The sequence below is a fragment of the Paenibacillus sp. NPDC056579 genome (genome assembly GCF_042793215.1).
Taxonomy (GTDB): Bacteria; Bacillota; Bacilli; order Paenibacillales; family NBRC-103111; genus Paenibacillus_S.
In genome coordinates, this window is record NZ_JBHTVD010000003.1 from 234963 (window position 1) to 250090 (window position 15128).

General features: G+C 50.7%; 12 protein-coding genes. 3 read left to right on the plus strand and 9 right to left on the minus strand.

Features of this window, described 5'->3' with window-relative positions:
* Window position 1: 1 nt before the first annotated feature.
* The 3 genes from ACFQ88_RS13605 to ACFQ88_RS13615 form a co-directional block, all read right to left on the minus strand.
* On the minus strand, window positions 2-1012 hold the full coding sequence (locus ACFQ88_RS13605; protein ID WP_239626684.1) for a LacI family DNA-binding transcriptional regulator: 1011 nt from the start codon (window positions 1010-1012) through the stop codon (window positions 2-4).
* 143 nt (window positions 1013-1155) lie between these two features.
* The gene (locus tag ACFQ88_RS13610) at window positions 1156-1752 is read right to left on the minus strand and encodes a hypothetical protein (RefSeq protein ID WP_239626686.1); all 597 of its coding nucleotides are present in this window, start codon (window positions 1750-1752) and stop codon (window positions 1156-1158) included.
* Between the two features lie 413 nt (window positions 1753-2165).
* Window positions 2166-3095, minus strand: a complete 930-nt coding sequence (locus ACFQ88_RS13615) for a stalk domain-containing protein (RefSeq protein ID WP_379454472.1) — start codon at window positions 3093-3095, stop codon at window positions 2166-2168.
* Window positions 3096-3415: 320 nt separating this feature from the next.
* On the opposite strand from ACFQ88_RS13615, the gene ACFQ88_RS13620 reads away from it, so the two are divergent.
* From ACFQ88_RS13620 to ACFQ88_RS13630, 3 genes are read left to right on the plus strand one after another with little or no spacing between them, the layout of a single operon-like run.
* On the plus strand, window positions 3416-4255 hold the full coding sequence (locus tag ACFQ88_RS13620; protein ID WP_239626691.1) for an ABC transporter ATP-binding protein: 840 nt from the start codon (window positions 3416-3418) through the stop codon (window positions 4253-4255).
* Window positions 4188-4952: an ABC transporter permease gene (locus tag ACFQ88_RS13625; protein WP_239626693.1), complete on the plus strand. Its 765-nt coding sequence runs from the start codon at window positions 4188-4190 to the stop codon at window positions 4950-4952. The genes ACFQ88_RS13620 and ACFQ88_RS13625 overlap by 68 nt, the downstream gene beginning before the upstream one ends.
* A gap of 53 nt (window positions 4953-5005) precedes the next feature.
* Window positions 5006-6067 carry an ABC transporter substrate-binding protein gene (locus ACFQ88_RS13630; RefSeq protein ID WP_379454473.1) on the plus strand — a complete coding sequence of 354 codons (1062 nt, stop codon included), beginning with the start codon at window positions 5006-5008 and terminating at the stop codon, window positions 6065-6067.
* Between the two features lie 210 nt (window positions 6068-6277).
* Here ACFQ88_RS13630 and ACFQ88_RS13635 read toward each other — a convergent pair whose 3' ends face one another.
* The 6 genes from ACFQ88_RS13635 to ACFQ88_RS13660 form a co-directional block, all read right to left on the minus strand.
* The gene (locus tag ACFQ88_RS13635) at window positions 6278-8596 is read right to left on the minus strand and encodes a DUF4962 domain-containing protein (RefSeq protein WP_379454474.1); all 2319 of its coding nucleotides are present in this window, start codon (window positions 8594-8596) and stop codon (window positions 6278-6280) included.
* 76 nt (window positions 8597-8672) lie between these two features.
* On the minus strand, window positions 8673-9440 hold the full coding sequence (locus tag ACFQ88_RS13640) for an SDR family NAD(P)-dependent oxidoreductase (protein WP_379454475.1): 768 nt from the start codon (window positions 9438-9440) through the stop codon (window positions 8673-8675).
* A 15-nt stretch (window positions 9441-9455) separates the two neighbouring features.
* Window positions 9456-11312, minus strand: a complete 1857-nt coding sequence (locus ACFQ88_RS13645; RefSeq protein ID WP_379454476.1) for a cache domain-containing sensor histidine kinase — start codon at window positions 11310-11312, stop codon at window positions 9456-9458.
* Window positions 11313-12350, minus strand: coding sequence for a response regulator transcription factor (locus ACFQ88_RS13650; protein WP_379454477.1), 1038 nt, complete (start codon window positions 12348-12350; stop codon window positions 11313-11315).
* 148 nt (window positions 12351-12498) lie between these two features.
* Entirely contained in the window at window positions 12499-14061 is a 1563-nt protein-coding gene (locus ACFQ88_RS13655; RefSeq protein WP_379454478.1) for an extracellular solute-binding protein, read from the minus strand.
* A 168-nt stretch (window positions 14062-14229) separates the two neighbouring features.
* A complete protein-coding gene (locus ACFQ88_RS13660) occupies window positions 14230-15108 on the minus strand; it encodes a carbohydrate ABC transporter permease (RefSeq protein ID WP_379454479.1) in 879 nt (292 codons plus the stop codon).
* Window positions 15109-15128 lie beyond the last annotated feature (20 nt).

A 15128-nucleotide genomic window follows, 5' to 3' on the forward strand; every position in this document is an offset into this window, starting at 1 on the left:
CTCAAGCGCCTCCTGCAATCGTTTTGACGGAATCCCGGATCACGAGCTCCGTATGGATGAAGATCGTTTCTTTTTTCACTTGTTTATTTTCAATAAGAGACAGCAGCTTGACCGCACCTTCCCGGCTGATTTCCTCAATGGGTCTCCGAACCGTCGTCAGTGCTGGCGATACGAAGCCGGAAAACAACTGATCGTCGAAGCCGACAACCGATATATCTCCCGGAACGGACAGCTGCTTCTCGTGAATCGCTTTGATTGCTCCTAGCGCCATTTCGTCGTTACAGCAAAAAACAGCCGTAGGCGCAGGCTCCAGCTTCAACAGTCGGGCCATGGCGGAATAGCCGCTCTCGACGTCGTAATTCCCGTGTTCCTTGTACTGATCTCTTACGGTTACCCTGTACCGGTGCATTGCTTCCAAATAACCGTCGCGCCGCGCCTGGGTCGATTTGAAATCTTCTTTCCCCTCAATGATGGCGATATTGCGGTGCCCTTGGGTAATCAAATACTCGACGATACGGTATGCTCCCCGCTGGTCGTCCGGAATCAGGTTCATGACCGGCATGCTGTCGATCTGACGGTTCAGTACGACAAGCGGAATTTCCCTCTCGGCCACATATTCGATGAACGGCTGGTCTATGGAGCTCTGGCTCATGACGATGATCCCGTCGTAGCTTTTGCGGTTGATTTTCTGGAAATTCTTGTAATCATCAATCCCGCGGACAATCAAATTGTACTGATCTTTTATGACGTCGTTAACACCTTTGACCGCCTCGTACAAGAAGCCCGCCGAGGTACCGGTATGGAGTGTTGAAAAAAACAGACCCAAGTTGTATGATCGATCAAGGACCAGACTTTTGGCACTGTAATTCGGGGTGTAATTCAAGCTTGCCGCCAGCTGCTGGATCCGCTCTTTCGTCTCCTGATTGATGAGCGGGCTGTCATTTAACGCTCTGGAGACCGTCGTATGCGAGACGTTGGCCAGCTTGGCGATGTCTTTGATCGTAACGCTCAATCCTACCACCTCTAAAGTTTATCATATCACACAGCTGCACACGTTAACAACGGACAATTTTTGCGATGGATTGATCTGTTTTGCGATTTTGCGACATGAAAAATGGCCTGTGCCGTCAACACAGACCATGTCAGCCGTCGTTATTACATTTCCAGTTGAAGCATTTCATGCCTTAGTTCCAGCAACCTTTCCTTCGATGTCTTAATTTGTGCGGAATCTCCCGCTTTTATCGCATCAGACAAAGTCGACAATTCATAATCCAGCTCCAGTCGAAGTACGGGAATCCGATCGTCGGGCCGCTTCGACCGAAACGCCTGCATCATTTCCTCCACGGTAACCACCGGCTCCTTCTGAAACAGTACTTTGTGCTCCACGCCCGAAATTTCCACCATTCGGATAATTTCTCCGAACATAATGTTTTCAATTAATATTTGCCGATCCTTAAACCGTTTGACAACCGCGTGGCCGCGCGTATCGCCGATCATTTTCTCCATCAGTTCCGCCAGCTTCTCATCCTTGAAGGAATAGTTGCCGACAATCTTATACCGTTCGCCGATCCGCTGAAACTTCAGCTTCACGAGCTTTCTTCCGGTTCGGATCGATACAATGAACTGCTGTTCGCTCTCGTTCCAATATAACGAGTAGCCTTCCTGAATCAATGCCTTAATGAAGTTACGGATTAGCCGACGGTCAAATCGTAACTCAAGGTTGCAATATTCCACTTCATGACTTTTACTCACGGCAATCCCCTCCCAAATGGTACGTAACCCCGCCATAGCCATCCATTTTCTTTATGCTTTTTTGCCATTCATCGGACAGCCCATCTTTTGATAGAATTTTCAGACAATTCAGTTACTTAATTCTATCTTATTATGAATCATATGATTTAGCAACTTGGATTATTGACTTTTTTTCGCTTAAATTAATCCATTTTTTTCTGCCGGAGCAAGTACCTACAAGCAGGCTGCGTCTCAAATGCTCGTTCCTCCGCATGGAACCAATGCTTGACCGGCGCTTCGCAATACAAAAAAGATCGCCCCTAAAGGACGACCTTTGCAACAAAGCAACAGCTGCTGTACAGAAGGAGTGCGCGGCTGGCGGCTGCCGGATAGCAACGTACCCTTTTTACCGCCCTGCGCAATACGTCTCCGGCCTATTGCTCCGCTTTCTCTTCCGCTTTTTTGTTTTCTTTCTTCTCCAGCTCTTCGTTCAGGTCGACCCGCTCGATCACGTTCACGGTATAAGTAATGCTGTCGCCGAACCCTGTCCTCTCCAAGCGGATCGTCCCCATGAAATAATGGCTTTGGGTGATGCTGCCCCCGTTGCCTCTTCCGTATAACGATTGGTAGAACAAGTAGCTGTAACGGTCTTCGCCTTCCATTCCCGGTATTTTCTCGATCATGATCGGCTTTGTATTATAGTTGAAATCCTTTATCTTATAGCTTGCCGTACGTTTGACATAATCCTTAAGCTGTTCGATCTTATCGGAATTGGGTTCATCGGCGATGACATAGCCGTCGCGGTTCGTGCGGCTTGGCGCAGGTGCCTTCGTCCACCGCTTCTTAGCCTCCGAGTCGCTGACATAGAGCACACCGGTCAGCTTCTCCCTCGACTTTTTCAACCCTTCGGTATCCACTCCCATTCGGCGAAGATCGGATAAGCGGTAAAATACGCCGCTCGTGCCTCCTTCCGCATACACCGACAGCAGTGGGTATTCCACACCTAAATAAGTGACCATTTGCGACTGGGGAGAACGAAGCGTGAATTCTTCATATATCGCTTCTTTATCCTCAGCAGGCTGCTCGGGATTGATTCTGCTGTTGATGTAAATGGTCTTGTTGTCGCCCTTCCAAATAATATTCGCGCCCAGCATATTCGCCAGCTCCTTGAGCGGCAAATAGCTTTTATCGTTATACACCAGCGGCGGATTCTCCAATGCGACGGGTTTGCCGTCAAGAACAATATTGAAATCGGGACGCAAATAAGCTTCCACCTTCTGCAAAATGTCTTCGGCGAATACGCCCGCGGTAAAAGTTCCGCCCATCAAGGCGCCTAGGATCAGCACTCGTTTCCAACGCTTCATTGCAACTCTCAAACCTTTCTGTTCTTATAATCGATAAACGGCAAAAGCTTGCCGGTAAGCAGCCTTCCTTTATCCCTATTTGACATTGTTCCGTCGGCCGAAACTTTATATTGACAAACATTTTAATTCCGATAAAATAGGTTGGTATAAAGAAAAACCTTGTTTTGCCAGCGGGTTAATCCCTCATTTTGAACATGACCCTATAGTGTATATCGGCCAATGTGCCTTCAAATGTTATAGGATTTGGGAATTGCCTTGCACGCAATGGCTATTTGATCTTACATGAAGAAAAATAGACACACTCGGGGGAGTGAGCATCATTGATCGAGATTAAAGAAGTGAGCAAGACGTTTCATCAGCGTACCGGCGGTTCCTTTACCGCCATCGATAATGTTTCGCTGACCATTCAGAAGGGCGAGTTCGTCTCCCTGTTAGGTCCATCCGGATGCGGTAAATCTACGCTGCTGAACCTCGTAGCCGGACTGGAGCAGGCGGAGCAAGGCGTTATCGCCGTCAACGGGAAGCCTACCAGCACGCCGGGACCCGACCGGGTCGTCGTGTTCCAGGAGCATGCATTATTTCCATGGCTGACCGTACTCGACAACGTGGCGTTCGGCTTGAAGCAAAAGGGAATCGGCAAGAAAGAACGGGAAGCGATGGCGATGGAGCAGATCAAATCCGTTCATCTAAGCAAGTTTGCCGACCGCTATCCGCATGAATTATCCGGGGGTATGAAGCAGAGAGCGGCGATTGCCAGGGCGCTCGCGATGGATCCGGAAATTTTGCTGATGGATGAGCCTTTCGCCGCACTGGACGAACAAACGCGTCTCATACTCCACAAGGAGCTTGAGGAAATATGGATGCGGACGCGGAAAACGATTCTATTCATCACGCACAACATACGCGAAGCCGTCATTTTGTCAGACCGGGTACTGGTCATGTCCACCCGCCCGGGAACGATCAAGAAGGAATTCGCCGTTCGTGCGGCGAGGCCCCGCGATTTGGCGGACCCCGTTCTCCACCACGTAGAGAGCAGCATTATGGATGCGCTGGCCGATGAGCTGGAAAAAGTGGTAAAGGAGGAAATGGGCGATGAGTACAGCATTAAGAAGAACCATCTTTCTGGTTCTGCTGCTGATAGCATGGGAAGCGGGATTTAGAATTTTCGACTGGGGCTGGAAATTCCCTTCCGTTACTCAGACGTTCCAGGCGTTCTACGACGGATTCGTCCACGGGCAGTTGCTGGGGGCTACGCTGGAAAGTATCCGCAGGCTCCTGACCGCCTTCATTCTTTCTATTCTTATCGGTACGACGCTCGGCTTTCTGTTCGCCAGATACCGCTTCCTGGATGACACGCTCGGTTTTCTGGTCGTCGCTTTGCAGACCGTGCCAAGTATTGCTTGGCTGCCGTTCGCCATCATCTGGTTCGGCATGAACGACTTCTCCGTAATCTTCATTACGACGCTGGGCGCAACATGGACCATGGCGATGTCCAGCAGGACGGGAATCATGAACATCCCTCCCATTTACCTTAAGGCAGCTCAAACGATGGGCACGGGCAACGGGTTCAAGATGTTTTATCAGATTATGGTTCCTGCGGCATTCCCGCATATGATTACCGGCGTTCGGGTTGCATGGGCATTTGCATGGCGCGCGCTCGTAGCCGGAGAATTGATCGCCAAGGGCATCGGTCTTGGACAGCTGCTGCAGGATGGACGGAATTTGGCGGATACCGCACTTATGCTTTGTATCGTCATTATTATCGCTGTGTTAGGCACACTTTCCGACCATTTCTGCTTCAAGCGGCTGGAGGATAAAATTTTGCTTCGTTATGGATTGGCCGGCAAACAGAAATAACGGCATTCAACTATGAGTGAGTGTTCAAAAAGACTAAAAAGGGGAGTATTTCGATGAGAAAACATGTATCTGTTCTAATCGCCATTTTGATGGTTACCGTACTGGTGCTCTCGGCTTGCGGCAAGAAAGAAGAAGCGCCCAAAGAAGGAGCTGCGGCTGGAGGAGGCAAGTCTGCTGCCGCATCGACAGTTAAGCTGGGGATTTTTAAAAACGTAACGCATGCCCCAGGCTACATCGCATTGGAAAAAGGCTTGTTCCAAAAATATTGGGGCGAGAACGTAAAAATCGACGTCGTAGCGTTCGACAACGGCTCCGACTTCTCCACTGCGCTGGCTACGGGTGAGATCGATCTCGGCTTCGTCGGACCGGGTCCTTCCACCAATCAATACATCAAAAGTAAAAACTTCAAAGTAATTTCCGGTTCCAACAACGGCGGTGCCGTATTGGTAGCCGGCAAAGATTCGGGAATTACAAGCGTCAAGGATTTGCAAGGCAAAGCGGTAGCGATTCCTACCAAAGGCAGCACGAATGAAATTTCGCTGCGCCTGCTGCTGAAAGAGAACAATCTAAACGTAACGACGGATAAATCCGGCGTTAATATTATTGCCCGCGCTCCGGCCGACACGCTGATCGCTATGCGTCAAAAAGAAATCGACGCTACATTGATCCCGGAACCATGGGGCACGCAAATGGAGCAAGAAGGCATCGGCAAAATCATCGTGGACTGGAACAAAATTCCGCCAAATAACGGAAACTATCCGTTGACCATCCTTGTTGCGAGCGACAAATTCCTTACAGAGCATCGCGATATGGCTAAGCAAGCGATCAAAGCCAATGCGGAAGCGATCGATTTCATCAAGAAAAACCCGGATCAATCTTACGAGCTGATCAACAACCGCCTGAAAGCGTTGAGCGGCAAAGGGATGGATCTGGCGCTGATTAAAGCCGCGCTGTCCCGTTTGAACCTGACGACTGACGTAAGCAAGGAAGCAATTGAAGAAATGGCGAAGGTTTCGATTGACGCCGGCTATATTAAAGAGGTTAAAAAAGAGCAGCTCGACCTCAGCAAGTTCGTCGACCTGAGCTTGCTGGAAGAAGTCAAAGCGGGTAAGTAAGCTTATCCCGGCCAATATGAATAAGCAACCCCCTATCTCCTCAGAACTTGAAGAGATAGGGGGTTTTCTTACCACAATAGAATTTATAAGATTCCGAGGTCATCGGATGTAAAAATTCTATTTGGCGATAAAAACAACCTCTTAACGCGGTCGCTCCTCTGTGAAAGGACGTCGATAGACGTTTTTCTTATTCTGCCTAAACGGATCGCATTAAAATGCTTTCGCCACCTCAACCATGGTCGTCTTGCCGTCCTCGGTAAAGTATAGGTGGACGCCATTTTGCCCTTGATCATCCATGAAGTACGAAACGTACTTCGGCTGCCCTTTGCGCAGCGGCACAAGCAAGGTAGCAATGCGATGGCTGCGGGCCTCCGACGTTTTCGCCGTCAAATGCCACTGGCGATCCAATCCTTCCATTTCCGCAGGATCGACATCCGCGAATTCATCTGTCTGCGACAGCTGCATATCTCCAGATGAGCAGTACACGAACCGTCCGTCCATATCCGCTTTGCGGCCTTGGACTTGGAACGACTGATTTCCGAGCTTCATCTCGTTCATCGTATGAAACAGCCAGTCAATGCTCGCCGGCTGAGTAAGATCCACATGGTCGACTACTACGACATAGGATTCATTAATGAAATACAGCTCTCTAACATAGCGCTCCAAATACGGCACATTTTCCTTGTAAGCCGCCGTAGCGTTGCATCGGGAATAGGTATAACCCTGGTGCCGCTCGACCGCTTCCACGGCTCCTGAAGCCGCCATATTGAGCACCTTGTTCGTCCCCGCATATTGTCCCAGACCGTCGATCAGGATCGTGTTGGTGGAACGGGTCTGCCTTCTCCAGTTCATATGCATTGTGCTGCCGAAGGCGATGTAATAGCCGCTTTCAATCGCAAGCGGCTCGCCGTATGCGTGCAGCAGGAACCCGTTCTGATCGCCGTGGCTGTGACTGATCGAACCATAACGGCTGCTCTTGGTCAGCAGCATAATATGATCGTCCGGCTGATCCATCCTCGCGTGAAACGCCACCCATCCGATATCGCGGAACCATTTGACCGGTTCGATATCCACAGGGGCTTGCGCCGTCACTTTCGGATAATCGTGACGGTACATCATCTCGTCGAAGCGGAAGTCCCACCAGCCGTAATTGTAGAATTTCATTTCGGAATCCGTATCGATAATGCGGGTCTGTTCATAATACCACTGATAATGTCCGTTCCCCGTAATACCTGCGAATTGCCTAATATTGAAGCCGGTCTTGAGGCTGACGGGATCGCCTAACGTAGACTGGTCGCCGAAGCTTGCGCGAAGCGTGTCCGGACTAAAGCAGTAAAGCGGATAGTCGCCCGTGCGCTGGAAGAACGGCCTGCGGTAGAAATCGATGGCCGTAAATTTCTTCAGCAGATTCATCGCTTCGGTCACGAACGCCATGCCCGTCGTCCAATACATCGGTCCTTCCGCCCAGCCTCCGTCGATGCCGCCCCACGGGGAGTACAAGCAGGCATAGTACTCCAGCGTGTAATCCAGCCATTCGCGCGCCTTCTCCTCTTCGCCGAGCATCACAATACCGCACGGCACAAGAACAGACGATAAGGAACGAACGGCATGACTGTCGAACGGAACCTGATGAATCTTGGAGCGCTCTATGACATGAAAAGCAACCTGGCCCGTACGCTGCAGCAGCTTGCCGCGAACGTCCTCCCGCTCCGCTTGGGACAAACGGTCAAACAGCCAATCATAGCCCCAAGCAAGCGCGCCGGCGACGCGGAAAGCCGCTTCATCGTTATAATCGCGGCTCGTCGGTCCTTGAGGATCCCATGCGGCTACATGCAGAAGCCATTGCTTCGCCCGATCAATCAGCTGTTCGTCCTCCAGCACAACTCCGGCTACGCTGAGATGACGAATGGCATACAGCGCTTCCTGACAGTCCATATACATTTGCCGCCATAGCTTGGCGACTCTCTTATTGCCCGGATACGGCTGCGGTTCGGCGATAAGCTCCTTCTCGCTCCAAGGCTTCACCGACCGTTCGAAGAAGATGTCCCAGCCGCAGTACGATGCATCCTCCCGAATCCGGGAACGAAATTCGGGCAGCTCGTCCGCCTGGAGCCATAAGCGAGGGTGGCTCGCCTTGGTTTGCTCAAACCGGCGCCCTCTTCCCTCAAGCGGCGTTTCCGGCAGCCCTGCAGGTACCGTGAAGCGCCGAACGGTGCTCCACTCCGTTTGCGTGTCCTCTTTGCTGTCGTTCGTCTCGCCGTTCAGTAGCAAGGCGTAACGCCAATAGTAATCGCCCGGCTCAAACGCGTGATCAGGCGTGTATAAATTGTAGGGTATAGGCTGTACGGTAACGGTCGTCTCGCCATCGAATTCCTGCGACCGGGAATATTGCAAAATGTACGTATCCTTCTCCAGCTGAGCAGGAATCCATGTAAACCGGGGCGGATTCTCGATTAATTGCGTCTGCTCGCTAGGCTCATATTGAACGGTCAAAACGCCGCTTTGCGGTTCATATAATGGCTGACTCAAGTTGTTTTCCCTCCATCATCTCTGTGCGTTGATTACTATCTGTTCTGTAATTGGTGTACCATAACATTCATTAAATCTATCTCATCAGCATGCCGCCGTTGATTTCGATCGTCTCTCCGGTCAAGTACGATGCCAGATCCGATACAAGATACAATACGGCACCGGCAACATCCTCCGGAGTGCCTTCCCGCTTCAACGGAATCCCGCTCACGGTAGCCTTTCTGGCTTCATCCGACGTGAACGTATCATGAAAAGCCGTCTGGCCGATAAAGCCGGGAGCTACGACATTGACGGTAATTCCGTCGCCTGCCACTTCCTTCGCCAATCCTTTGGAATAGCTGCCGACAGCGGCTTTACTCGCGGCATAAATGCTCGAGCCCGGTCCTCCGCCGTGATGAGCGGCTACCGAAGACATGTTCACGATGCGGCCGGCTCCTGTGGCCTTCATGCCGGGAAGCACCCGTTTGCACATGAACACGGTGCTTTTCAGGTTGACATTCATGACTTTGTCGTACAATTCTTCGGTCATTTCGCTGTTCGGGCAGCGTTGAACCAGATGGCCCGCATTGTTCACCAGTATATCGACCGTGCCGCCGAACGCTTCTTCCACACCGCTGACCAGCTTATCGATTTGCTCCAAATCCGTTACGTCCGCTTGGAACAGAACGGCTTGACCTCCCGCCTGCCGGATGATCTCTACCGTCTCTTCCCCTTGCGCCTTACCGTTCAGGTAGGTTACACCGACTTTCGCGCCGTTGGCAGCCAACAGAACAGCGATGGCCCGTCCGATTCCCGTATTGGATCCAGTTACCAGTGCGATTTTCCCATGTAATTGCGTATTCATGCTTTATAACCTCCGTTATAAATGAATTTTATGAGGCAATTCGGGCATCGAAAGAATGATGCGGCATCCGTGCCCGTATTCGCTTTCCAGCTGCAAGCCGAACTGTTCGCCGAATACCATCTGAATGCGCCGGTGCACATTCAGCAAGCCTATCCCGCCATGACGACGTTTCCCTGCAGCGGCAGGCGGTTCGTCGGCCAGCCGGTTCTCATTAAGCCTGCTCTGCAGCTCACGAAGCCTTTCCGGTGGAATGCCAACGCCATTATCTTCGACGATAATTCGAAAGAAATCGTTTTCTTTTTTGGCGTCGATACGGATGAAATGATGCGGCTCGATTCCATTGACGAACGCATGCTGGAAGCAATTTTCCACTACCGGCTGTAATGTCAGGCGCACCATCTTCTCCAGCAGCAGCGACGGCGAAATCGCCACGTCAATCTCGAATTCCCGGGCAATCCGATGCCGCAGAATGATCATATAATTACGAACATGATTCAGCTCGTTGGCAACCGTAATTTCCTCCAAATTCGTCTGGATCGAATACCGCAGCATGAAAGCCATTGCCTCCACCATTTCGGTAATCTCATGCGAGTCTTGTACGATGGCGTAACAATTGATCGTCTCCAGCGTGTTGTACAGAAAGTGCGGATTAATCTGCAGCTGCAGTGCCTGAAATTCAACGCGGTGCCGTTCCAGCTCCGCTTCCTGGATTTGTAAAGCGTCCTTTTGCTGCTGCAACTCGGCGGCATACACCTTATCGATCATTTCGGACAATCGCGTCACCATCAGATTGTAGCTGTGAATCAAGCCGCCGATTTCGTCCGAACGGTTAATTTCCGCAATATGGCGCCAGTTGCCTTTTTCCGTCTCGCGCATGCTGTCCTTCAATTGCCGGATGGGGGCGAGAATCGATTGCCCGAACCGGAAGGCAAGAAACAGAGCGATGAGAAGCGTGATCAGTCCGACGGCCATCGTTGTCGTCCGAATCGTCGAAATCGGCTTGCGAAGCTCATGGACCGGCATCGACACGACGAGGGTCCAGTTCGAATAGTCGGATTTCCGGGCGACGAACATGCGATTTTGACCATTGTATTGCGCGCTGAACACCTTATTCCCGCTATCCTCGATACGCCGGGATATCTTATCCAGCATCTGTGCATCGGGTTCAACCCTCGGCGAATGATAAATCGGAGTCCCTTTTTCATCAATAATGAAGAAATAGCCGTCCTTGCCGATATTGACCCTGTCCCAGATTTTCGCCAGCTCCTGCAGCTTGAACTCTATCGCCACGATGCCTTTAAATTCCGGACCGTAAGCGGCCCCCCTGACTTTCCGGGCCAATGTAATTACTGTGCCCTGATCCTCCGGGCGAATGCTCATGTTCAGGAGCGTGATTTTGCCGTCATTTGGAATCGAATCGATCAGCGTCCGATACGTCGCGCTGCTCAAGCCGGTCTCCTGGATCAAAAAATTCTGGTTGTCATAAATAACGGTTCTCCCTTGCAGACCGACGACATAGATGGAATTCAGCTGCTTGTATAACGTCACGATCGATTGAACCGAGCTCGAAGCGAACTTTTTGATCCGGTCCGAGTAATAGTAATATTCGTAAGAGTCATTGCTGCCGATTTCGAAGAATGCCCTTACATCCGAGTTGGAGGAAAATGCATTATTAAGCAGCTCATAGGTTTGCAGATAAATATCGGTCTGATAAGACGCGCTCTCGATCATTTGCTCCATATACTGCTCTACCTGACGGTCCAGCGCACGGGATGACTGCAAGTACGAGACGATGCCGAGCGTTGCCAGAGACATAATAATGATGATGGAGAAATACCCGTACATTTGACCGGAAAGCGTTCGTTTGTTCATTTATTCGATCCCCAGCTTGCTCCGGTATTCGGAAGGCAGAACACCTATATACTTCTTGAACGTCTTCGTAAAATGGGGATGATCGGCATAACCGACCTCACCGGATATGTCCGTGATTCGATATTGGGGCTGGGCAAGCAGCTTCTTCGCTTTTTCCATGCGGCGCCGGGTGCGGTACTGCACGAACGTTTCCTGCGTCGACTGCTTGAACAACTGGCTGAAATACGAAGGATTCAAGCCGATGCGATCCGCCACCTCCTCAAGCGACACTTCTTCGTTCAAATGATTCTCGATATAAAGCTTGGCTTCCTCCACGGGATCCTTCAGCTTCCCTTTGCGCTTGGCTTTCAAATCCAGCAGCAATTGTACAAGACTTGCCTGAAAGCGGATCCATGCTTCATCATCCGCAGCAACGTCGCGAAGATCCAGCGTATCGCTAAATGCAAACACGTCTCTCACATTGAGCCTTTTAATAAGCAGCGATGAAAATTCCGCCATCACATCCAACACCTGATATAATTTCAACCGGGAGGCATACAGTTCCTGCCTGACTTTATGGATTATTTCCAATAAATCGGATTGCTGTAGCGTCCAAACCGCTTCCTCGGCTTCTCCGATCCATTTCTCCAGCTTGTAGATGGAGACAAACGCCTTATATTTTTGCCTAGCCTGCAATTGTACCAGCTTGTTGAGAGCGGCATCGACGCTTTTCTTGCTGATCGGCTTGAGCAAATACTCCTTCACGCCGTAGGATACGCATTTTTGTGCATATTCGAAGTCATTGTAACCGGATACAATTACAATCTGAATGTCGGAGTCCATCTCGGACACCTGCCTGCATAGCTCCAGCCCGTCGAGCTTGGGCATCCGGATATCGGTGAACAGGAAATCGGGACGCTCCTCGCCGATCAGACGCAGCGCATCCAAGCCGTTCTCGGCAAGCCTGATACCCGCCAGCGGCTGACCGGATTGCTCTATCAGCTTTTGCAGTCCCTTACGGATCATCGGTTCATCGTCCGCTATCAGTACTTTGTACATGAGGCCACCCCCTTAACGAGAAAAGGATACTCCCCACGCCGGTTAGCGTGAGGAGCCTTATGTGCGGTGAGACAGGAATCGCGCCCGAACCATATTGTCGCCATAGACAAGGATGGCCGGCGCCCGGACCGCCTAACAGCCTATTTATCTATCGGCGCGGCATGCTGATCGTTACGCTCGGATCCTTCTTATTGAATTTGTCGGTTGCTTCCTTAATCACGTCATTGCCGCCTTTGGCTTTCCACTCTTCAATCACTTTCGGCCAATCCGAAATCGGTTCCTTGCCGTAAACCATCTTGACCATATGCTGAAGCACGACGGGAGCCGCAAAATCGGATTCCGGCGAAATGTCCGGATTGGCGACGTAGGCATCGAGGCGGGGCTCGAATTGAATGCCGTCGCGGCCTTCCTTGGATAACATTGTATCATAAATGTTCATCAATTTTTTACCGTCTTCGGTCAAACTTAGAGTTCCTTTATTATAGGTAGTATCCTGCACCATCCACAAGAAGGCTTGACGATACCGTTCTTCATCGACCGCTTGCGGATCCGTCGGCATTTTATAGTTGATCTTGCCGCTCTCCATCGTGTAATTCTCGCCCTCGACGCCGAAGGTGAAAAATTGCTCGGCTTCATCCGACAGCATCCAGTCGAAGAACTTGATTATGCCTTCCGCATTTTTCGCATTTTTATTGATGAACCACGCTCGCGTTACGGAGTTGTATAAATAGTAGCCGCCTTTGCCGTCCGGTCCGACCGGAGACGGGATCAGCTCGATTTTGGCCGTCGGCACGTTCGCCTTCAACTGCTGCTCCCATTGAAGCACCTCGTTCGCATTCATCGTCCAGATGCCCGATTTGCCCGCCAAAATGGAGTTTTTATACGTGGTTGGGTTAATCGTTGCAAACTCCTTGTGGATCAGCCCTTCATCGTACATCGTTTTGTACGTTTGCAGCGCCTTCGTCATGTTCTCGGTGTTGAAAAACTTCGGCACGATCTGGTTGCCCTTCTGTTCCATCATCGATAAGTAAGGATAAGCATCGAACGGACCGAAGAACGTATCCGCATATTTGAAGTTTTCCCGGCCCTGATACGGATTCTCCACTCCCATTTCCTTGAACTTCCTCAAGACGTTCAAATAGTCGTCCACCGTCTTCGGAATCGGCAAGCCGGCTTTATCGAGCAGGTCTTTGCGAATCGCCGTCGCCCTCCGGGAAGGATTGGACAAAAACTCAGGAATGGCATAAATTTTGCCCTGGTACGTTTCCTTCTGCCATGCTTCCTTCGGAATTTTCTTCAGCAGGTTAGGGCCGTGCTTTTTCAACAAATCGTCGAGCGGCATGAACACTCCGGCCTGAACGGAGCCGGCCATTTCCTTGCCCGATACGCCCCCGCTCCCTTGGACTACGTCGGGAATATCGTTGGTCGCGAACATTTGCGCCATTTTTTGCTCGAATTCCTTGTGCGGCACCAAGACGATATTCAGGTCCGTATTCGTCTTCCCCTCCAGCCTTTTCACCCATTTGTCTTCATTAATATTCGGCGATTTCTCGACGTGATTGAAAGCCAGCGTACGCATGGATATCGAAAATTTCGTCTTTTCTCCGGATTGGCTTCCTTGCGCTTGAGGCGCTGCGTCAGGCTTGGAGCACCCGGCCAGCGCACTTGTGGCAAGTACCGATACCATCCCGATCTTCATCCACTTTTTCATTGTTCTACCCCTTTTCTCCAGTAAGATGCCTATTGCTTTCGGTCCTGAATAAGCGCTTTCAAATTAGCTTCATTGTAGAAGGTGTGCCGCTATGGAACAATGGAATGATTTTGGCTTCTATTGTCATTTTTTTAGAACATGCGGCAATGAACCTGAAGTTTCCCCTATTTACGACTTGACCGAACCGATCATCATTCCTTTGACAAAATGCTTTTGCAAGAACGGATATATCAGCACGATCGGCAGCGTAGCGATAATAATCGTCGCCATCTTGATCCCTTCCGGATTCGAATGCGCCAGCGAGCTGAACTGGGAAACGGACGGATCGATATTGATATCGTCGGCTTCGATCAGCTGGCGAAGCTTCACCTGCAGCGGCCACAAGGACGGCTTGTTGACATAGTATAACGCAGCCATGTAGGTGTTCCAATGATTGACTGCATAGAAAATACCGAGCGAAGCCATAACCGGCTTGGACAACGGCAAGACGATGCTCCAGATCATCCCTAGCTCCGAGCAGCCGTCCATACGGCCCGAATCGATGATTTCCCCCGGAATTTGCATGAAAAAGGCTCGCATCACGAAAAAGTTAAACGCGCTGATCGCTCCCGGCAATAGCAAGGCCCACAATGAGTTGGTAAGACTCAAAGCTTTCATCAATATAAAGTTGGGAATGAGCGGAGCCGTAAAAACCATCGTAATGAGCACGAATAGCACGAGATATTTGCGCCCGACATACTCCTGCCTGGACAACGGGTACGCGAGGGAAGCGGTGGCAATTAGGTTGATCAGCGTCCCTGCGACGGTAATGTATACCGTAATACCGAACGATCTCCAGATGGAAGCATCGCTGAACACGTACTGATAGTTAATCCACGTAAACTCGACCGGCATAAAGACGACCTTGCCGCTAACAATCGCCTCCGAGCTGCTGAACGATTGAGCCAGTACATTAAGAAAAGGCAGAAACATCATCAGTGCCAATACCGTCAAAAACAGCAGGTTCACCCCGCTGAACAGCCGGTAGCCGATACCGTATTTTTTCATATGTGTCATCTCCTTCATTC

Coding starts and splice junctions, on each gene's coding strand:
- ACFQ88_RS13615 (WP_379454472.1), bottom strand. CDS start 3,095: ATGAAGCGTTGGAAACGAGTGCTGATCCTAGGCGCCTTGATGGGCGGA.
- ACFQ88_RS13625 (WP_239626693.1), top strand. CDS start 4,188: ATGAGTACAGCATTAAGAAGAACCATCTTTCTGGTTCTGCTGCTGATA.
- ACFQ88_RS13630 (WP_379454473.1), top strand. CDS start 5,006: ATGAGAAAACATGTATCTGTTCTAATCGCCATTTTGATGGTTACCGTA.
- ACFQ88_RS13640 (WP_379454475.1), bottom strand. CDS start 9,440: ATGAATACGCAATTACATGGGAAAATCGCACTGGTAACTGGATCCAAT.
- ACFQ88_RS13645 (WP_379454476.1), bottom strand. CDS start 11,312: ATGAACAAACGAACGCTTTCCGGTCAAATGTACGGGTATTTCTCCATC.
- ACFQ88_RS13650 (WP_379454477.1), bottom strand. CDS start 12,350: ATGTACAAAGTACTGATAGCGGACGATGAACCGATGATCCGTAAGGGA.
- ACFQ88_RS13655 (WP_379454478.1), bottom strand. CDS start 14,061: ATGAAAAAGTGGATGAAGATCGGGATGGTATCGGTACTTGCCACAAGT.
- ACFQ88_RS13660 (WP_379454479.1), bottom strand. CDS start 15,108: ATGAAAAAATACGGTATCGGCTACCGGCTGTTCAGCGGGGTGAACCTG.